The organism is Actinoplanes siamensis (genome assembly GCF_016862395.1).
Taxonomy (GTDB): domain Bacteria; phylum Actinomycetota; class Actinomycetes; order Mycobacteriales; family Micromonosporaceae; genus Actinoplanes; species Actinoplanes siamensis.
Genome location: NZ_BOMW01000055.1, coordinates 18,058 through 38,327, shown reverse-complemented (window position 1 = coordinate 38,327; position 20,270 = coordinate 18,058). Strand labels below are relative to the sequence as shown.

The window sequence follows — 20,270 nt, the reverse complement described above, 5'->3', positions numbered from 1 at the left end:
GGCCGCGCCCAGGGTGGTGGCCGCGGCGTTCGCGTCGGGCATCACCATCAGGGCGCTGAACGCTGCGACCGCGGCGACGGTGCCGGCGACCAGCGTCCGGGATCGCCACGGTCGCCGGCGGGCGGATCCGGCGGAGTGGACTGGGGAACTGTTCTCCACGAGGGTCTCCCTCCTCGGCTCTGCGGCCGGGCCGCCATCCGTGCGGGGCGAGCCGGGGGAGCGCAGAACCCAGGTTGAAAGCGACGGATTTCAATGCCCCGCCATGCTGGCACGCGTTACATCGGCGAAACAAGGTCTTCCGGAAAATCTTCGTAAGTATCGACGGCGGTTAACCCGTGAAGCCACAGCTCAGAGAGTTCCTGAAAACGTTTCAAGCGAATTTCTCGGATTTTCTCGATCCTTCGGCACCGAAACTTCCGGAGCGCCGGAACAGCACGCCGCGGTACAGCAATTCCTCGGTCACCGCGGCTCCGGCCAGGAAGCCGATCAGCCCGATCGCGCCGCCCGGGTCGTCGTTCAGCCCGTGCACGCGGTAGCCGCGGTCGACCGCGAGGTTGCCGCCGACCGCGGAGAAGACCGCGAGCCCGAGCAGCGCGCCGCGCGCCAGCCCGGACCCGGCGGCGCCCGCGGACACCCGGGTCACCTGGCGTTTCTCGGTGAACCGGACGGCCGCGCAGTAGCACAGGACCGCCAGGGCGGCCCGCTACGGATCGTCAGGTCCGGAATCGTCAGCACCGAGCGGGCAGTTCCGGGCAGCTCGCACGAGCGACACACCTTCCGAAACTTTCGGTGCAGATCTCCGCAACTTCTACTTTGTTACGAAGCCGAGTCGCAATGAAAGCCGTTACATAGCCATCTGAAGTGCAGTTTTCGAGGCTGCGCGGCGACGCCTTGCTACCGGTACGTTTCCGTAAGTTGTTGACATGGCCGTCCGGGCGGGCAAATACTCGCGCTGCCGACAGGGATCGCCCATCGTCGATTTCGCGCCGTCGTCGGCTCCCGTCCCGCCGCCCGGCCCCGTCCGCCGGGCCCGCTCCCCGAAGGAATCCGCATGCCCGACGCTCCCCCTCGGCACCGCTCCCGCGGCCGCCTCCGACTCGCGTTCGGCGCCGCGTGCGCCGCGGTGCTCGCCGTCGCCGGCACGATCACGGCCGGCCCGGCCCTCGCCGACACGACGGTCACCTCGAACCAGACCGGCACGAACAACGGCTACTACTACTCGTTCTGGAAGGACAGCGGCAACGTCAGCATGACCATGGGCTCCGGCGGTCAGTACAGCACCCAGTGGAGCGGCATCAACAACTTCGTCGCCGGCAAGGGCTGGTCCACCGGCGCGCGCCGGGCGGTCACCTACTCCGGGTCGTTCAATCCCAACGGCAACGCCTATCTGACCCTGTACGGCTGGACCACGAGCCCGCTGATCGAGTACTACATCGTCGACAACTGGGGCACCTACCGCCCGACCGGGACGTTCATGGGGACGGTCAGCAGCGACGGCGGCACCTACGACATCTACCGCACCCAGCGGGTCAACCAGCCCTCGATCCAGGGCACCGCGACGTTCTACCAGTACTGGAGCGTCCGGCAGTCGAAGCGCACCGGCGGCACCATCACGACCGGCAACCACTTCGACGCCTGGGCCTCGAAGGGCATGAACCTGGGCACGTTCAACTACCAGATCCTGGCGACCGAGGGCTACCAGAGCAGCGGCAGCTCGAACATCACGGTCGGCGGCAGCACCGGCGGAGGCGGCGGGACGACCACTCCCCCGCAGACCGGCGGCGGCTGCACCGCCACGCTCTCGGCCGGCCAGCAGTGGAGCGACAGGTACAACCTGGACGTCACGGTCTCCGGCTCCAGCAACTGGACGGTCACCCTGAACATCCCGTCGCCGGCGAAGAGCATCGCCACCTGGAACACCACGGCGACGTATCCGAGCGCGCAGACACTGGTCGCCAAGCCGAACGGCAGCGGCAACACCTTCGGCGTGACCATCCAGACCAACGGCAACTCGACATGGCCCTCCGTGTCCTGTTCGGCCGGCTGACCTCGTACCGGGAAATGGGGTTGTGACATGCGAAGAACGATCATCGGACTGGCCGTCGTCGTGGCCACCGCCGGCCTCGCGGCCGTCGGCGTGAGCGAGGCCTCCCAGGCCGCCGCCTGCACCGGCTACGTGGGACTGACCTTCGACGACGGGCCGACCGCCGGCAACACCCAGAACCTGCTCAACACCCTCAAGGCGAACGGGCTGCGAGCCACCATGTTCAACGAGGGCCAGTACGCCGCGGCGAACCCGGGCCTGGTCCGGGCCCAGGTCGACGCCGGCATGTGGGTGGGCAACCACAGCTACACGCACCCGCACCTGACGCAGCAGAGCCAGGCGGCCATCGACTCGGAGATCTCCCGCACGCAGACCGCCATCGCGAACGCGGGCGGCGGCACACCGAAACTGTTCCGCCCTCCGTACGGCGAGACGAACGCGACGCTGAAGTCGGTGGAGCAGAAGTACGGCCTCACCGAGATCATCTGGGACGTCGACTCGCAGGACTGGAACAACGCCAGCACCGACGCGATCGTCGCGGCCGCCGGCCGGCTCACCAACGGCCAGGTCATCCTGATGCACGACTGGCCGGCCAACACGGTCGCCGCCATCCCGCGCATCGCTCAGGGCCTGGCCAGCCGCGGGCTGTGCGCCGGCATGATCTCCCCGCAGACCGGCCGGGCCGTCGCGCCCACCGGCGGGGGCGGTGGCGGTCCCACCACCGGCCCGTCCACTCCCGCGCCGGGCGGCAACTGCACGGCGACGCTGTCGGCTGGGTCGTCGTGGAGCGACAGGTACAACCTGAACGTGGCGGTCTCCGGCTCCAGCGCCTGGACGGTCACGCTCGCCATCCCGTCCCCGGCGAAGGTCATCGCGACCTGGAACGTCACGGCGTCCTACCCGAACACGCAGACCCTGGTCGCCAAGCCGAACGGCAGCGGCAACACCTTCGGCGTGACCATCCAGACCAACGGCAACTGGACCTGGCCGTCGGTCTCCTGCACCACCTGACCGGCGGGCGCCCTCGCATCTGCCGAGGTGAGGAGCCGGGCCTCCCCCCGGGCCCGGCTCCGCCCGCCACCCGCGGGCGCCTTCTTCTTCACGATGAGATCGACCTCGCCCTTCGCCACGGCTGCCGATCACGTCACTCCCCGTAGGAGGCCACGAATCTGGCGGCCTCCGCCCGGGCGTCGGCGAGCTGATTGTCGGAGGCAAGCCGGTTGATCTTCTCGGCGTACTCGTCCATGCGGGCGACCGCCTCGGTGTACGCCGCCTCGGAGCGTCCGGCCCGCAGCCGCTCCCGGGCCTTGCGCCGTAGTTTCTGTACGCGATGCATCAGCTGGTCGCAGGCGCGTGCGGCGGGCTCCTCGAGGAGGATCTCGTTGACCCGCTGCGCGACGAAGGCCATGTCGGCGCCGGGCTCGTCGCGCTTCTTGAAGATCACGTCGACCAACCCGAGCGACCGGATCCACTCCGGGATGGACCGGTTCTCCGGCGGCCGGAGAGTGATCATGACGACGGGCAGGCCGACGCCCATCAGGTTGATCTCGCGGACGATCGTGTCGCCGGTGTTGTCGGCATAGGTCTGGGTGAGGTGAAGGTCGACCACGGCGAGGTCGAAGTCGTCGAGAACGGGATAGTACTTCTCGAACTCGGCCAGGTCGTGCGCGACGGTGCAGCGATGCCGGCGCAGCCGGGCGGCCAGCTCGTCGCCGACCTGGTCGTCGACGATCAGGATGCGGCGGCCGCTGCCGGTGAGGTACTCATGCGCGCACCTCAGGCTCTCGTACGCCGCCGGCGCGGGTTCGGCCATGTTCGGGAACCGCGGCAGTCCCAGCTTCCACAACGCACGGGCGGCGTCGAGCGTGGCGTCGTCGACCGCCGGACCGGCCCGGCGGATCTGGTCGACCCTCGTCAGGTAGTCGAGCGCGTCGACGCGGACATCGGTCAGGTCGAGGTGGTAGACCTTCGCCGACTTGACGTCCGCCGACCGGATGGCCAGGCCGGTGCGGTTGCGGAACCGGGTCAGCCGCTGGCGCAGAGCCCCGGAAATGATCTTGACGTGCAGCGCGTCCTTGATCGTGCGGGCCGCCAGGCCTTCCTCGGGCGCGAGCGCGAGCGCGACGGTCAGCCACCCCTCGTCGGGTGTGAGCGCGACCGGCACGCCGTCGCGGACCAGGTCGACCCGGCCGTTCAGCAGCTCGATCTCGATCACCGGATGCTCCTGCCGTCAGAGCCGGTCACGATGGGCAGCCGTACCCGCACGATCGCCCCACCGGCGTCGCGCCGGTCGAGTTCGTACCGGGCGCCGGCCCGCTCGGCGTACTTGCGGAGCTGATGGAACAACTCACCGTGTCCCGGCCGATCGGGCCGGACCAGCGCCCGGTGTTCCGCGAAGGCGGTCACGAAGTCGTCGGGGAAACCCGGCCCGTCGTCGCTGACCGTCAGGGTCGCCGTCCGGCCGTCGTCGCCGGTGTCGAGGGTCAGCCAGACCCGGCCCGGGTGGTCGTCGTCGCCCTTGCTGACCGCGGCGAGCGCATTGGTGAGCAGTTCCCGGACGATGTACTCGTAGGGAAGTTGCGGTCCGGCGACGAAGACGGCATCGCCTCCCGCGCCGTCCCAGTAGACGTCGACATCGGTGCGGTTCATGTCGGCACGGGCCCACTCCGCATCGCACACCAGGCGCAGGTCGAACGGCGTCGGGTCGGACATCCTGGCGCGCAGCGTACGCCGGGCCGACGCCTGCTGTTCCTCCGGCGTCCGGAGCGCGAACTCCGCCTGGTCGGCGTGCAACGCGGAGAACGCCAGCAGCTCGTGGTACATGACGGCGTCCACCTCGAGCCCGGACTGCACGTCGGCGGCCAATCGGGCGATCTCGCCGTCCCGGCCGGCCCGGCGTTGCTGGGCCCGGGTCACCGCGCAGCCGCAGGCACGCAGCCGCCCGCCCTCCTCGGCCAGGTAACCTTTGCCGATCAGCCGGTCGACGGACTCGCCGAGGTTGAGCGTGTTCGGCACCTCGGCCGAGCCGGTGAGCTCCTCCCAGATCAGGCCGATGGCCAGAGCGAGCGCGCCGCGGTCGGTCACATCCATGTGCAGCACCGCGGACAGCACCAGCAGGTCGGTGTCGTCGTCGAGATCGGCTACCAGCCCGGCGTGCAGGATGTCGTCCCGGTCCGGGCGCTCCGCCAGCCGCTTGATCCCACCGGAGACGTCGTCGCGGGCAGCGTCGATCAGATGCCACAGCGGCACCCGGTGCCCGCCGGCGAGCACCCGCAGCGTGTCCAGGTGCGGGGCCTTGAAGTCGAAGCCAAGGATGTCCAGCAGCCAGGCCAGCGCCATCCGCCGGTCAAGGGTGTGCTCCGCCGGCATCTCGTCCGGCTCGATCACCTCGGCCAGCGGCAGCCGGCTGCAGACCAGGCCGAGGAAACGCAGGGCCCGCACCGGCTTGCCGACCGGCCGGCCGGCCGCGTCCCGGCCGAGCAGAGACAACACGTCGGCCACGCTGATGACGGCCCGGCCGGCACCATAATCACTGAGCTCGGTGGAGAAGTGCAGCCGGTTCCGGGCCGGCGTGTCGCCGACCGTTGCCGTCTCGGGCGCCCGCCCGACCCAGCACAGCCGGGGCAGGCGCAGGTCATACGGAAGCACAAAGGTCGCGGTGCAGCCCGACGCCAGCCGCTCGATCTCCGGTGTGGTGTCGATGTCGGCTACCAGCGCCTGAACCGACTCCACCCAGCGGGCGTCCGCGTCGTCCTCCCCGGCGGCCAGCGCCCGCAGCGCATCGACCACCTGCGTGGCCTCGAGGTCTCCGGGGGCCGGGTGGAAGCGCCGGACGACCGAAGGCGGCGCGCCCGGGCTGTCGGCTTCGAACCAGCGGGCCACCTCGGCGAGCGTCTGCCCCCGCCACGTCCAGGCCGCCGGTCTCGCCCGCTGCGGCAACAGCAGTTTTCCGTTGCGGTGGCTTGGCGCGAGCGCCAGCCGTGCCACAGTCAGCTCGTCGCTGTCGATGAGACTCCGGACGTGGGCCGCCCAGTCGGGACTCAGCGCGTCCCGGTTCTTCTCCCACTCCGCTTCGACGTCTTCCTTGATGCTGTGCCTGCGGGATGTCACGTCTTCCTCGATCCGTTCGAGGCGTTCGAGCGCCTCGGTCCGGCGCGGGCCGAGAACGCTGGCGCCGGCGAAGGAGAATTCCTGGCTGTCGAGACCGAGCCGCTCGCACTGCAGCGTGAGCTCCTGGATCCGGGCGGCCAGCTGATCTTCCGTCCGGCTCCGGGCAACGGCAAGCTGCTGGTTCCAGTCCTCCTGGCCCGGCTCGTCGATGCGGCCCTCGTGGCGCAGTCGCGCGACGGCCGCCGCCGCGAGGCCGTACTCCCCTTGGTCCAGCAGATATCGCACCGCCTGCGCCGGGGTCCATCCGGCGGCGAGGTCGCGGCTCATCTCGATGCGCCGGACGGCGACGGGCTCACCATTCAGCGCGGCGATGCCGGCCCGCGGCAGCGACCACGAGATCAGGGACGCTCCCGGAGCCGCGCCGTCGGCGCCGGGCTGTCCGGCGAGGCGACCGCGCAGCCGGGCGATCTCGCGGCCGGTCACCACCACACCGGACGCCACCGCCGCCGCGAGCGCGTCCAGCTCACGCAGGCCGGCAACCTGTTCGCCGGTGAGCCGCACCGCGCCGAGCTGCCGCTCCCGCTGCTCCGCGACGGCCTCGTTGAGCTTGCGCAACGCGATGCGGATGTCCCGGTGCTTGGCGAGGAAGCTGGTCTTGCGATGGTCGTCGATCTGGCCCTGGTGGGCCGCCTTGGCGGCCCGGAGCAGCCACTTCGCGTCGTTCGTCGCACGGTGCGCCGCTTCCCAGGAGAGCAGGGCGTCGTCGTCGCCGGCTTCCGACGCGGCCAGCAGGACCGACATCTCGCCGGCCGGGCTGAACAGGTGGTCGCGGAGGGCGTTGCCGCTGTTCGAGTGGCTGTCGTACCGCCGCAGCGACTCGATCGCGGCCGCGAGGTTCGTCCTCAGCCGATCCAGCTTCGCCGCCGCGCGCAGGGCGAGCGCCTCGCTCGGCAGCTCGGCCGGCAGCGGTCCGTGCCGTGTCCAGTAGGTGAGGGCCGCCGTCACGAAGTCGTCAGCGCCGGTCCGCGGGCGATCCCACTCCACCAGCAGACCGGCCAGGTCGGGGGCGGACAACTCGTCGAGCAACAGGCCGACGGCTGTCGACACGGTGAGCGCCTCTGCCTCCTCGGTGGTGAAGGCCAGGCCGCCGGCCGTCATCTCGAGGACCACCGACAGGCGGGCATCCGGATCGGCCATCGCCCTCGCGAGCGGCGGACGAGGATGCGCCTCGGGGTCGGTGACCGCTCCGCGCAGCAGGTCGGCACACGCCCACGCGCCGTTGCGCCACGTCTCGGCCAGCAGGGCGGTCCCCGGTCCGCCGGGGTCTTCGCCGGCGATCAGCCGGGGCAGCGTGGCCGCGGCGAAGACCTGCTGGGTAACCTCGATGCCCAGGCGACGGGCGGCCGACAGCACCTCGTCCGCGCCATGTCGGCCGACCAGCGCCACCAGGGCATCCACGTCGGGCTCGCCCTCCGGCCGCAGCTGCTCGAGCAGGGCCTGGGGCGACACGCCTGGTAGCGCCACGGGCTGAGCCTGTGTCGGGTCGTCCGGCGCCGGCTTCGGCGTCCGGCGGGTCGCTCGTCCCAGCAGCTCGGCCCAGACGGTTCGGGCGACCCGAGCCGATCCTATGCGGACGCTGAGCTCACCGGTGGCCCGCCGCCCGCGTACCCCGGCGTTCACCGACAGGTGGTTGAACGAGCCGATGACCACGGAGTCGTCCTTGACCACCACCTTCGCGTGCATCCGCACATCGAGATGGGCGTCCGGAGGGCGCTGCCCGGCACCCGACGACAAGGCCGCGAGGCGCTCGACGGTCGTCGCGCCCCGGACGTTCGCATAGCGCAGACCGATGTCCAGATCAGCCGCCGCCCGGCTCTGGATGAGCGAGCAGACCTCCGCGGTGAGCGCGTGCTCGGTGACCTGATCAGAGGTCACCAGCACCCGGTGCTGCGCGCTCTCCAACGCCTCGCGGACCAGCGCGGTGTGCTGCCCGTCGCTGATCATCGTGATCTCGGGCCGGCGGTTGCTCATCAGCGCCGTGATCTCCCGTTCCGTGTCCTGCCATGCGGCGGACCAGGCCGCCACCTGCTCCGGAGGGGCCTCGGCGCGCAGGATCGCCGCGCTCAGGCGCGGCATGAGCACCTCCGGCAGCACCGCCTCGTCCCGCCGCGCCCCGAACGCCCCGCGCACGCGCATGAGTTCGGCGGCCGTGGCCGGGTCGGGAGTGTGGTTGTAGAGGAACTGCAGCACGTCCTCGATGACGGCGCACGCCACGGGAGGCTCATTGGGGTTGTCGAGCGGCACCCGCAGCAACGCGCCGAGTTCCACGCGCTCGCTTCCACTGAGGAAGTTGCGGCTGGTGACGAGCAGTTCCAGGTCGTCACGGACGACGACCTTGGCGTGGCTGCGCGCGCCTCGCTCGCGGTTGTACCGCAGCGCACCGCCGTTGCCGGATCGCCGGGCATGCTCCTGAATCTCGTCGAGCGTGGCCAGCACGGTCGGATCGAGCGAGTCGGTGTCCGTGCTGATCCCCCACAGCAGGATCACGTTGACGCCCCGCTCGACCGCCTTGATCAGGGCGTTGCGGATCGGTTCGAGACCTCGCGGCCGGATCCACGGCACCGCGATCACCACCTGCCGCTCCGCCCGCTGGAGCATGCCCTGGATGGCGTCGCGATGCTGCTCCACGCCGGTGACGACCTCGACGTCCATCTCGCTGAGCGCGGCCCACTTGACGTACTCGACGATGTCGTCCGCCATCCGGCGGGACTTGTCGTGTGCCTGCTGGCGGTTGGCCGGCGGACAACTCGGCAGGCTCGCCACCGACCGGCGGAACTGCGCCACCAACTGCCCGAGGTCGAACTCGGCCAGCGGGGCCCGCTGCGCGACGGACCGCAGACGCCGCACGAACACCGAGCCGGGCTGATCCGCGATGATGCCGTGCAAGCGGAGCCGGGCCCTCTCCCGCAAGTGCAGCGGCAGCTTGTCGTCGAGGACGCGCACGCTCAGGCCGCCGGTCGCGTCCTCGACCGCCAGGACCTTGATCGGGACGAAGCGGCGCACGACGCTGGTCTCCAGAAGAGCCGGCGTCAAGTACACGGCGTCGACCCGCATCACGTCGAGCGTCTCCTCCGTGCCGCCCGAGTCCTGGCCGCTGCCGCGTGCGGAACGCTGCAGCGTGTGGGTCACCGCCTCGGCCAGTTCCTCCTCACGCAGGTCGGCGGCGCGCGGATCGTCCGGCAGCGAGGGCACCACCAGAGCGCGGTCACGGGGATAGGTGTAGGACTGGTACACCGGAAGGACCCGGCCGGTGAACAGGTCGTGGACGACCTGCTCGGTCCCGGCCCGGGTCGCCGCGCTGTCCGTCCCGCCCTCGCCGGACGGGTCGTCGAGGTGCCGGAGATAGTCGCGGCCGACCGTGGTCAGTTTGATCACTTCGCGGTCGGTGCCGAGGTCGATGCTGATCCGGCCCGCCCGCCAGAGGTCGCCGAGGATGTCCTCGACCAGCCGTGGCGCGAGACCGAACACGTCGCAGATGTCGGCGGCGTGCAGGTCGTCGTGCTCGTCCGCGGCCCGCCGGATCGCCCGCAGGAGCAGCGTCTCGAGGGTGCCGGCCTGACCGGTGAGCACCATCGTCGTCCGGACCTTCAGCACATCCGCCTGCGCCCAGACGGTCACCTCGCCGCTCATCATGGCCGCACCCGCTCCGCCCGCACGTAGGAACCCGGCTGTCGGAAGCGTTCCGCGATCGCCGCCCACTTCGGGCCGGCATGCTTGGCGTAGATCTCCCACCGCCCGACGATGACGAGCAGGTCCCGGGCGCGGCTGAGCATGACGTTGGTCCGCGAGGGCGACGCGACGTGCCCGACGCTGCTGACCGCGGTGCCGTCCCGGCCGACCCCGTCCCGTACCAGCGACACCACGACGATGTCGGCTTCGCGGCCCTGGAATCCGTCGATGGTGAACACCCGCGACGCATGCTCGGTGAGGCGCTGCATCAGGACCGAGGCCTGCTTGCGGTACGGCGTCAGCACCGCGAGGTCCGGCCCGTCGTGCGTGTTCGGGGTGGGGCGCATCGCGCGTACGATCCGGGCGCACAGATCGGCCTCGTTGTCGTTCGACCAGAATCCGGTCGCCCGCTCGGCTTCGCCGGTGTCGATCCAGATCAATCGCGAGCCGGTCAGGTATTCCGGGGTCGCCAGCGGAGCGGGACCGTCCTCCCGGCAGGGCAGGAGACCGCCGCTGCCCTGGTAGAAGGTCTCGCCGACCAGTTTCGTCAACTCCGGCATCATCCGCCGCTGCTCCCGCAGGGTGAGCCGGGGCGCCGTGGAATCCGCGCGCTCGAACAGCTCGGCGAAGGTGTTGAAAGCGCGCGCATAGTCTTCCCGGGCCTGGTACATCGCTTTGATCTCCGGATCCGGGTGCTCTTTGCAGTCCTGCAGGAACCGCTCGATGTCGGCCTTGGAGAACGCGCCGATCTGCTGGTGATCGCCGATCAGGGTCCAGCGGGTGCCCCGGACCAGTGGCATGGCCAGCTCCGTCGGCCAGGCGCGGGCGGCCTCCTCCACCAGCACCCAGTGGAACGGCTCGTCGGCCGTGTCGCTGGCGAGGTTCTGCGAGGTGGCCGCGCCGGTGGTGGCGAAGATGAGGTTCGCGGCGGTCTGGGCCCGGCGGCGCAGTTCGAGCCGGCTGGTGGGCAGCGCCGCGAGCCAGTCCTCCACCACCGGCGCCAGCCAGGGCCGCTCCGCGCGGCGGGTGGCCAGCCACTGCCGGGCCCGGGAGGTGCTGTACGAGATCAAACCGTCGGCGACCCGCCGTGGCTGGAACGCGGCCACCCGTTCGTCGACGTGGTGCCGTTCCCGGCCGGGCTCGATCCGCAGCGCGAGCCGGTCCAACCGGGCCGGCCGGCCGCCCGACGAGGTCATGCCCAGCTTGTCGAGAACCCGCTCGGCAAGGTTGTCGAGGGCGTCGTGAGACTGCGCCGAGAGCAGCACCCGGGCCCGCGGCTTGGCCGTCACGTACTCGGCCACCGCCTGCGCGGTGACCTCGGTCTTGCCCGTGCCGGGCGGTCCTTGCAGGGCGAACAGCGCTCCTTGTTTGAGGATCTGCTGGACGGCCGCCGGGCCTTCGCCCTCGAGGCCGCTTCCGGCGCCGTCCCACTGCTTGTCCAGGACCGGGCGGGCCTTGGGGCGGCGGAGCTGGCGCAACAGGGCGCGCTGGGTCTCGAGTTCGGCCCGGGCCTCGGCCTGCCGGTTGATCTGCGGCATCGTGCCGGCATCGGAAGCGAGGCGCAACCAACCGCGTTCGGGAAGTTTGCGCTGATACTCCGAGTCGATCTCGACCGCGCTGGAGCCGATCGTGTTGAGCACGGTGAACGGGCCCTGCGCCTTGAGGAAGCCGTTCGCGGTCTCGGCGAGCACGACCGTGACCGAGCCCGCGGACTCGACTCCGGCCCGGTCACCACCCTCGGCGACGAAGTCGGCCATGCTCAGCCGCCGGGTGTCGTGCACCATCTTGCGTTGCAGGGCGTCATCGAGCGAACGGCCGCGGTCGGCGGTCTCGTCCCAGCGCAGGACCCGGCGGCTCGGTGACTGGCTGGGCTCCAGGACGTACGCGTAGGTGCGGGCCGTCACGAGCGACCGCTGGTACCGCAGGTACCAGTCCAGCGCCTTGAGGTAGTTCTCCTCCTCCTCCGTCAGGACGCGACTGGACTCCACCTCCACGACCAGCGACGACCAGCGCGGGCGCCCGGCGCTCAACGACTCCGCCACGTCGGCGTCGGTCGGCATCGAGATGGCCTGAACCGTCGGCACCTTCTGGGCCAGGGCCTTCACCCGCATCGCGTCGAGCTTGGCGCGGATGTCCTCAGTGTGCCGGACGAACTTGATCACCAGGATCTCGTCGTACTCGTGGATCTTGTAGTCCTGGACCCAGAGCGCCTCGCCGAACCAGGTGATGGTGGTGCCGACGATGACGGTCTTCGCCCGGCGAAGCTTCTCCGGGTCGCCGGTCGCGAAACCCTCCGCGCCGGTGGCGGCATGGAGGATCTCAGCGCCCCGGGTGTCCCGTTCGATAAGATCGATGAGCTGGTCACGACCCTCGGGAGTCATCGCCGAGTCCTCGATGTCCCCCCACCGCAGCAACGTCTTGTCGCACTCCGCGGGCATGTAGGCCAGCAGGTAGGCCCGATCCGGGAGATCGTCCTCGACCATCCAGCGCGCGTCGCCGTAGGCCGCGTTCACGTACTGGCTGACCTGATGCGGCGTCGGCCGGCCGGAGGGAAGCGGATCCAGCATGTCGGAGAGGATCTGACGCAGCGAGGCCGGCAACTCGTGGCTGCGGCGCTCCAGCATGGTCCTGGTCGCCGCCTGCCGGCGCAGCACATCGTCGAAGTCGGAGACCGCCGAACTGCGGTCGGCCGGGCCGAGGAACCACTCCGTCACCATCATGCCGAGCGAGAAGACATCACCCGCCGGACCGCCGAGCTCGCCGTCGTCGCGGCAGAAGAGAAACCGGAGCCTCTCCGGCGGGCTGTAGATGAGGCTCTCCGCGGGCTGGCGCAGGTAGAGATCACGCACTTGCTGGAGGCTGAGGGCGTGACCGGAGTCGAAGATGTTCGAGATCAGCGCGCCCATCTCGAACCGGGACAGGCGGACCTCTCCGACCGCCCCGTCCCCCACCAACGCGATGTCGAGGTTGGCCGGCCACAGCATGCGGTGGGCGATCCGGACGTCGCTCAGCAACGCCAGCGCGTCGGCGAGCATCCACAACTTGACCAGGGCGTCACCCGGATGATCGCGGAAGGCCTGCTGGAGGTGGGCCACGTCGCCGGGCTTGCCTTTGGCCCGCGTCCGGATGTACGCGGCGCCGGCGCCACCGTCCGGGCCGGACAGGTAGCCACCGTCCAGCAGATCGGGCAGCGACGGATGCTGCAGGGCGGCCACCCGCTCCAGGATCCGCATCTCCTGCTCCCACAGCGCCCCGCCGAGCTCACGCAGGCGCAGGAAGAGAGTCAGCCCCACGGTGCACCCCTCGATGGTGTCGACCAGGCGGCATCGGTAGAGCAGATCCGGGATGAGCTCCTGGAGATCCTGCAACTGCCGGTATCGGGGCGAATGCGGAGTTCCGTCGCCCACCAGGAGTCCGCTCACGTACCGTGCCGCCTCGTCGGTGCCCACGTGTGCCTCCATCGTCGGTGCCTCGAAGTTAGTCAGCAGATGCCGTCTGGGGCGGGCGACATCGGACAGCGCGTCCGTACAACTCCGTGACAGAACCGGGATTCGTGTCCCCGGAGTGTCCGCGCAGCGCTGTGGAGGAAGGACTGCGCACAAGCCTGAAGAACGGTCGACAGGACAAAGTTCGGCCGACGTGGCGCTCCCGGTCCCGTGAGCGTCACGCTGTACTCCTTGGCGGACCGGCCGGCACTGGCAACCATGGCAGTTCCTTAGTCAGAACCGCACCCGCCGAACGGCCGGAGTGAGGTACAGAAAGGACACCCGGATGTCGACCTCGTCGCCGCAGCCCACCCCCGAGCCCTTCCCGATCCGGTGGGCCGTCATCCTGATGATCGCGCTGGTCTTCGCCACGATCGTCGGCATGCTGACGTATCTGGAGACGAACAACTGGCCGGCCACCCTGCTGGCCGCGCTCGCCGCGGCGGGCACCGCCGTGCCGGTGCTGCACCACCTGCTCGGTACGTAGGCGCCGCGTCGGAAGCCCCAGCCGTCGATCAGCAGAGCTGGGGCTTCGTCGTGCGACCCGCCGCCTCGGCAGCAGCCGCGCCATCCGCCGCGCGAGAGCGCCCGCCGCGGCCCGCGCGACGAGGCTCAGCCATCCGTGACCAGCACCTCCGGTGGAAGACCGCCGCCTCGGTCCGGCCCTCCAGCCGGCCTGCGTCAAGCAGCAGCCGGTTGGCTGTTGCTTGACGAGTGGCGCGGGCGATGTCGGTCGCGCCGGTGCCGCGGTGGTAGCCGATTACGTGTTACGCAGGGTTGCGATGCCGCGGGCCCATTGCCGTCCGGGCTTGATGACGATCTTCACGGAACGTCACATCACGGACAATGATGGAGACGATTCTCGAAGTATCAGCGCCGAGGGCTTGAACGGTGCCCGGCGCCCGATGGACCTGGCGACTTTCCCTGCCCAGCACGCATGGCTAGCGCGGTGATGCTTTTCACTCAACGGCGCGAAATGTCCTTGTTGCAGGAGATTGCCGCCCCCGCCAGGTCGCCTGTCAGCCGTTTAGCTGGTTTCTCCCCGCACCATGATCGACTACCTTCCGTCATCGCATACGGGGACGGTCGAGCACGGCCGTTGTTACGGGGAGTAGTGATGGACGCTGTTATGCGTGGGCCGATATATGGGAAGCCTCGGGTAACGCATAGCCAGGGCGGCGACCGCCTGACTGTCACCAAGCTGCCGCCGCCGACCTACGACACGGTCGTCATCGTGCCGGCGCGCAACGAGGAAGTCGGCATCATGTTGTCGCTCAAGTCGCTGCATCGGCAGAGCCGACGGCCCGACCTCATCATCGTGGTCGTCAACAACTCGTCCGACCAGACCGAGCAGTACGCGGCCTGGTACGCCGGCTCGGACAGGACGCCGCCGACGGTGGTCATCAACCTCACCAACAACCCGCACAAGAAGGCGGGCGCCCTCAACCACGGCATGGAATGGCTGCGGCAGAGGGTCGGTGGCCGTCTCGACGCGGTCAAGTACGTCCTGGCCATGGATGCCGACACAGAGCTGCACCCGAAGTTCATCGAACGTGCCATCAACGTCGTCGACTCCGACCCCGAGATTGGCGGCGTCAGCGCCGCCTGCCTGGGCCGCACCGGTCTGTGGCGCACACCCTGGCAGCGTTACCTGGTCGGGATGCAGATCATCGAGTACGGCCGAGCGGCCAGCGCCCGCTACCGCACCAACATCCACACCATGTCCGGCGCCGGGTCCTTCTACCGCGGCGCAGCCCTGCAGTCCCTGATCGATTTCCGCGGTCAGGTCTTCTGGGAAGACCACCGCAACCTGGTCGAGGACTACGAGACCACGCTGGCGCTCAAGGAACGCGGCTGGAAGGTGACGGCCAACCAGCTCTGCATCGCCTACACCGACCTCATGCCGACGCTCCGAGAGCTCCTGCAGCAGCGCGAGCGCTGGACCAGGGGAACCGTGGACGCGCTGCGCCGTCGCGGTTGGACCAAATTCACCTGGCACGCCATCGCCACCACGGTCCTCGGGTTGGCCGGCGCCGCCTACATCCTGGGCTGGGGATCGACACAGCTGATCTCCGCCGCGACCGTCGGCTTCGCCCAACGACCCATCTTCTGGCTGTTGCTGGCATTCTGGATGATCTACCCGGCCGTGATGGTGCGCAGCCTCGGGTGGAAGGCCATGCTGGTCGAGGCTCTGCTCCTGCCGGAGCTGGTTTTCACCGTGGTTCGTACCTACTGGCTGATCACTTCGATCCTCAAGTCGTACTTCACCCGCGTCTCCTCGTGGAAATGAGCGAGGAGATTCGATGAACACGCTCAAAGGATTTGGCATCGTCGTGCTGCTGGCGGCCCTAGCCGTAGCCGTACGCACCGTCGCTCGCATCGACCTGGTCGTGCTGGCCGTGACCGTCGCCACCATCGCGGCGTCGACATTCACATTCCTGGCCTCACGACGACGCTTCCGCAACGACATCCGGATCGCCGGAGCCGGCGCACAAGTCCGTCAGCAGTCGCTGCTCGCTCCCCTACTGTCGCTGACCATGATCGCCGGCGGGGTCGCATGCCTGGCTGTGGCGCGTCCCGATCTGCTCGAGATCGGCAAGACCGCGACCGGGGACGCCCCACTCACCGTCCGATACCGGGCAGGCGCCTCGTCCGCCCCGAACGTAGGCAAGCTGTGGCTCGATGTTGTCAACACCTCAGCCGAAACCGTCGAGCTACGCGACGTGAAGGTGCGCTACTACTTCACCGCCGACGGGGCGTCCGTCTACGGGGTGAACTGCTTCCAGACCGCGCTACGGTGCTCCAGCATCAGCAAGAGCATCAGCACACTGTCCAACCCGAGCGCCGCCGCGGACCACCAGATGGTGATCGGCTTCACCTCAGGCGCCGGTCGGCTGGACCCCGGCAAAAGCACCCAAGGCATCGGACTGCAACTGTACCGGCCGGACCATAAGAAGCTGGACCAGCACAATGACCGGTCGTTCGACTCGAAAGCCACCCGGTACCAGCCGTCGAAGACGGTAACCGCCTACCTCAAGGGCACTCTGGCCTGGGGCCAGGAGCCCAGCCCACAAGGCAGCGCAGCGAATCAGACCGGACCGGACGTCGCTGGCCCTCCTCCCGGCGTCATGTTCGACAATTTCCACTACACCGGACACGACGACCCCGCCCTCGCGGCCAACGGTTGGATGACGCGGACCGAAAGCGGCGGCCCGGGCATCCACGGCAGCTACGTGGACGACGCGAACACCTTTCCCGCCGACAAGACCGCCCAAGGCGGGCAGGCGTTACAACTACGAGCCAGTACCGACGGCACCAGCGGCCGGACCCGCCAGGCCGAGTTCAGCACCACAGGCCCGGTCTTCTTCACCGGAACGCTGGCCGCGCGCGTCTTCTTCACCGACAAACCAGCCAAGGGCTCCGACGGGGATCACGTCAACCACGCGTTCAACACGATCTCCCCCTCCGGCCGGTCACCGAAATACAGCGAGCTCGACTACGAGTACCAGCCCAACGGCGGCTGGGGCGCACCGGGCCCGAAGATGGACATCGTCAGCTGGCGCAGCACCAAACAAGGCGACCGGGACACCCGCGCGGTCCGAGGGCCACTCGCCGGCTGGCACATCCTGATGATCACCGCGACAGCCGATGAAGTGACCTACCGCATCGACGGCAGGAAAGTGTTCACCAGCAGCGGCAGATCCGTCCCCCAAGAACGAATGAAGATCCAGTTCAGCAGCTGGTTCATCGACCTGCCGTTCACCGGCCCTCGCACATGGGACATGCGAGTCAATTGGGTCTACGCCCGTGACGGCAGGACAATGTCCGTCGCGGACGTCAAGAAGGCCGTGGACCGTCTCTACGCCGGCGGCATCAACCACGCCAACAGCATTCCTCGTGGTTGAGACCGCATCTCCGGAACCCGCCCGCTCATTCCGCCGGCGGCTGCGCGTGCCGGTGACACCCGGTTCTCCTGGGTGACCCGTTCTTCCGGAAGCTCCCGGTGATGGCCGGTTCGTCGCCTGCGTGGGGACAACGATACCGGCCACCCCGAATTCCTCAGCCGCATTGCCCCCTGCGGGGCGCACTCAGTAGCGGAAGGCCGCCACCAGCGCGTTGAGGTCGGTCGCCATGTCCCGCAGGGTGCGCGCCGACTCCCGGGTGGTGACCGCGTCCTGGGTGGTGGCGGTGGCGATGTCGGCCACGCCCGCCACGTTCTCGGCGATCTGCTGGGAGCCGAGGGCGACCTCGGCGACGCTGCGGTTGATCTCGCCGGTGGTCGCCGACTGCTCCTCCACCGCCGCGGCGATGGTCTCCAGCAGCTCGGCGATCTGACCGACCACGTCGCTGATCCGGCCGATCGCCTCGGTGGCGTGGCCGGTCGTCTGCTGGATGGCGTTGATCTTGTTGATGATGTCCTCGGACGCCCGGGCGGTCTCCTGCGCGAGGTCCTTGACCTCGGTGGCCACCACCGCGAAGCCCTTGCCGGCCTCGCCGGCCCGGGCCGACTCGATGGTCGCGTTCAACGCGAGCAGGTTCGTCTGCTCGGCGATCGAGGTGATCGTCTTGACGATCGCGCCGATCTCCTCGCTCGCCGTCCGCAAGTGGCCGACCGAGCCGGACGTCTCCCGGACGGTGCCGACGGCGTCCGCGGCGACGGCGGCGGCGGCCGTGGTGCTGCGGGAGATCTCCGCGATGGCGGAGACCATCTGCTCCGCCGCGGCCGCCATCGTGGTCACGTTGCCGGACACCTCCCCGGCCGCGCCGGCCACCACACCGGCCTGGTCGCTGGTGGCGCCGGCCTGCGAGTCCATCCGCTGGGCGACGTCGGACAGCTCCCGCGACGAGTCGGCCAGCGCGCCGGCCCGCTGTCCCACCCCGGCCACCATGTCCCGGATCGCCTCGCCGGCCTCGTTGAACGCCTTCGTCATCTCGGTGATCTCGTCGCGCCCCTCGGACGGCAGGCGCAGCGTCACGTCGCGGGCCGCCAGCACCCGCAGTGCGGTGGCCACGCTCGACACCGGCCGCACGATGCTCGAAGTGATCAACAGGCCGAGCAGCACGGTCAGCAGCAGCGCGACGAGGCAGCCGACGAGCAGCGCGGTGCGCAGCCGCTGGCCGGCCTGCTGCGCCTCGGCCCCCACCGCGTCAGCACGCGCCTGCACCGACGCGACCAGCTTGTCGGTGTTGTCGACGATCTCCAGGAACGTGTTCAGCGCTTCGCCGTTGACCAGGCCGTTCGCTGTCCGGTTCGCGTTAGGCCCGCCCGCTCGCAACCCCGTGACGTTCTTCTTGTCGACCGTCAGGAATTTGTCGAAGTTCTGCTGGATCGCGGCGTAGTACTGCCGTTCCTGGGCGCTCAGCAGCGTGGTGTCGATGGCGCCGAGCTCCTTGTCGAGCGCGGCGGCCGAGTCGAGGAAGCCCTTACGGTTCAGCGAATCGTCGGCCGTGGCCGCCGTGCCGCCGATCACGGTCGCGTCCCAGGAGTATGCGACCTGCCAGGCGTTGACATCCGCGTTGCGGTATTTCAACTGCATGACGGCGCGCGACAGGCCCTGCAGCCGCCCGACCTCCTGGCCGATCTCGTCCTGCTTCTTCGACTGCGCGATGCCCACTGCCGTCATCGTGCTGACCAGCACGCAGAAGATGCCGAACGCGCCTAAAAGCCGCGCCCGGAGCCGAAGCCGCCGCAAAAGCCCAATCATTACGTCCTCATCCCCGCCGGTACGTTCTCACTGAGAAACTTCGGCACGAGTCGTACGAGGGCTTAGAACTCCCCACTCGATCAGGGGCATCGGTATGACCGGATCTTGCCCTTCCGGCCGGTGAACGCGGCCAGGAACGTAGGCGAATACTCCCGCGGCAGCGACCGCGCCTCGTTCCATGCCCGAGTCCGCGGCCAGGTGGCATCCTGGTGATCCGGAGCCAGCAGGGCGATCGCCTGGACCAGCTCACTGTCGTGCGACAGCGGCCGATGGGCGTGTGCGGCGGTGCGCAGAATGTTGGCCAGCACCACCGCGTCGACCGACGACTATCGCTGACGCTCGACGCCCGCCCTGCTGACCCCCGTGTCACCGGCAGCACCCGGATCAGCGCACACTACGAGCTCATCACGCCGCGCGTCCGGGACCGGGATCGAGGTGACCGGGCGGCCGCCCGGCAAACGCCGGTCCAAACCCCACAGGATCGCCCCGAACAAGACAGCGATCAACACCACGAAAACCATATTCCGGACCGCAGCGCCGTAACCAATGTCGGTCACGCTGGCAAAAGGGTACGGATACCAATCAGTGACCGCACCATGGGCAAACGTGTAACCGATCCACAACACCGGCCAAACCACCGCCCATCCCAGCGTCCGCTTGTCCATCCGTGACCGCGGCCCGAACAACAGCCAGCCCAGCAGCGCCCACCACGGCGCCACATAGTGAAACCCCAGATTCGACCACCAGCCCGCACCCGTCGGGTTCGCCTGGCCGGCCAGCACCGTCGCGTACACCAACCCGGTGATGATGATGCCCAGCACCGCGTCGAGACGGACGACCCGCCACAGCCGACCGTCCCGCTCCGGATTCACCGCCAGCGTGACCGCCACGATGAGCAGCAGAATGTTGCTCTGGATCGTGAAGTAGCTGAACAGACGAACGAACCGGACCACCACCGGCTCCACCACACCATCCGGACCCGGCAGACCCTGCGCCGTCAGCACAACCTGAGTCACCAGCGAGCCCGCCACGACAGCGGCGAGAAGCCCATGCCACAGCCGGGCGTAAAAACGAGATCCGTTCACCTCGGCATTAAAGCTGGATCTTGCGGACAACGCCATGACCGCCGCCACCGCAGCTCACCACCCCAGCCGCCACACGACCGCACCGGCCCCCGACACGCTCAGTCCGCCTGCC

The 20,270-nt window shown here is 69.3% G+C and carries 11 protein-coding genes and 1 pseudogene; 5 read left to right on the top strand and 7 right to left on the bottom strand.

All coding sequences use genetic code 11. The features are described from left to right. Positions 1-370 precede the first annotated feature (370 nt). A complete protein-coding gene (locus Asi03nite_RS26885; protein WP_203683255.1) occupies positions 371-643 on the bottom strand; it encodes a hypothetical protein in 273 nt (90 codons plus the stop codon). A 408-nt stretch (positions 644-1,051) separates the two neighbouring features. On the opposite strand from Asi03nite_RS26885, the gene Asi03nite_RS26880 reads away from it, so the two are divergent. Beyond that, the gene (locus Asi03nite_RS26880; RefSeq protein WP_203683254.1) at positions 1,052-2,047 is read left to right on the top strand and encodes a glycoside hydrolase family 11 protein; all 996 of its coding nucleotides are present in this window, start codon (positions 1,052-1,054) and stop codon (positions 2,045-2,047) included. Between the two features lie 27 nt (positions 2,048-2,074). Then, the gene (locus Asi03nite_RS26875) at positions 2,075-3,055 is read left to right on the top strand and encodes a polysaccharide deacetylase family protein (RefSeq protein ID WP_203683253.1); all 981 of its coding nucleotides are present in this window, start codon (positions 2,075-2,077) and stop codon (positions 3,053-3,055) included. A 133-nt stretch (positions 3,056-3,188) separates the two neighbouring features. Here Asi03nite_RS26875 and Asi03nite_RS26870 read toward each other — a convergent pair whose 3' ends face one another. From Asi03nite_RS26870 to Asi03nite_RS26860, 3 genes are read right to left on the bottom strand one after another with little or no spacing between them, the layout of a single operon-like run. Then, the gene (locus tag Asi03nite_RS26870) at positions 3,189-4,259 is read right to left on the bottom strand and encodes a response regulator transcription factor (protein WP_203683252.1); all 1,071 of its coding nucleotides are present in this window, start codon (positions 4,257-4,259) and stop codon (positions 3,189-3,191) included. Then, positions 4,256-9,847, bottom strand: coding sequence for an ATP-binding protein (locus Asi03nite_RS26865; RefSeq protein ID WP_203683251.1), 5,592 nt, complete (start codon positions 9,845-9,847; stop codon positions 4,256-4,258). Before Asi03nite_RS26865 ends, Asi03nite_RS26870 begins: the two co-directional genes overlap by 4 nt. Continuing rightward, complete coding sequence (locus Asi03nite_RS26860) at positions 9,844-13,332, bottom strand: AAA domain-containing protein (RefSeq protein WP_203683250.1); 3,489 nt, start codon at positions 13,330-13,332, stop codon at positions 9,844-9,846. The genes Asi03nite_RS26865 and Asi03nite_RS26860 overlap by 4 nt, the downstream gene beginning before the upstream one ends. Before the next feature lie 322 nt (positions 13,333-13,654). Here Asi03nite_RS26860 and Asi03nite_RS26855 point away from each other — a divergent pair, with 322 nt between their 5' ends. The 3 genes from Asi03nite_RS26855 to Asi03nite_RS26845 all read left to right on the top strand — a co-directional run bounded on the left by Asi03nite_RS26855 (position 13,655) and on the right by Asi03nite_RS26845 (position 17,273). Then, the gene (locus Asi03nite_RS26855) at positions 13,655-13,855 is read left to right on the top strand and encodes a hypothetical protein (protein ID WP_203683249.1); all 201 of its coding nucleotides are present in this window, start codon (positions 13,655-13,657) and stop codon (positions 13,853-13,855) included. A gap of 642 nt (positions 13,856-14,497) precedes the next feature. Further along, positions 14,498-15,658 (top strand): glycosyltransferase family 2 protein, encoded by a 1,161-nt coding sequence (locus tag Asi03nite_RS26850; protein WP_203683248.1) that lies wholly within the window; start codon positions 14,498-14,500, stop codon positions 15,656-15,658. Positions 15,659-15,671: 13 nt separating this feature from the next. Then, entirely contained in the window at positions 15,672-17,273 is a 1,602-nt protein-coding gene (locus tag Asi03nite_RS26845) for a cellulose binding domain-containing protein (protein WP_203683247.1), read from the top strand. Positions 17,274-17,456: 183 nt separating this feature from the next. On the opposite strand, the gene Asi03nite_RS26840 is transcribed toward Asi03nite_RS26845, so the two are convergent. From Asi03nite_RS26840 to Asi03nite_RS26830, 3 genes and pseudogenes are all read right to left on the bottom strand, one after another. Beyond that, entirely contained in the window at positions 17,457-19,007 is a 1,551-nt protein-coding gene (locus tag Asi03nite_RS26840; protein WP_239102948.1) for a methyl-accepting chemotaxis protein, read from the bottom strand. A gap of 173 nt (positions 19,008-19,180) precedes the next feature. Then, positions 19,181-19,390 (bottom strand): annotated as a pseudogene (locus Asi03nite_RS26835) (IS110 family transposase); the annotation flags it as partial. A gap of 9 nt (positions 19,391-19,399) precedes the next feature. Next, positions 19,400-20,206, bottom strand: coding sequence for a Pr6Pr family membrane protein (locus Asi03nite_RS26830; RefSeq protein ID WP_239102946.1), 807 nt, complete (start codon positions 20,204-20,206; stop codon positions 19,400-19,402). Positions 20,207-20,270 lie beyond the last annotated feature (64 nt).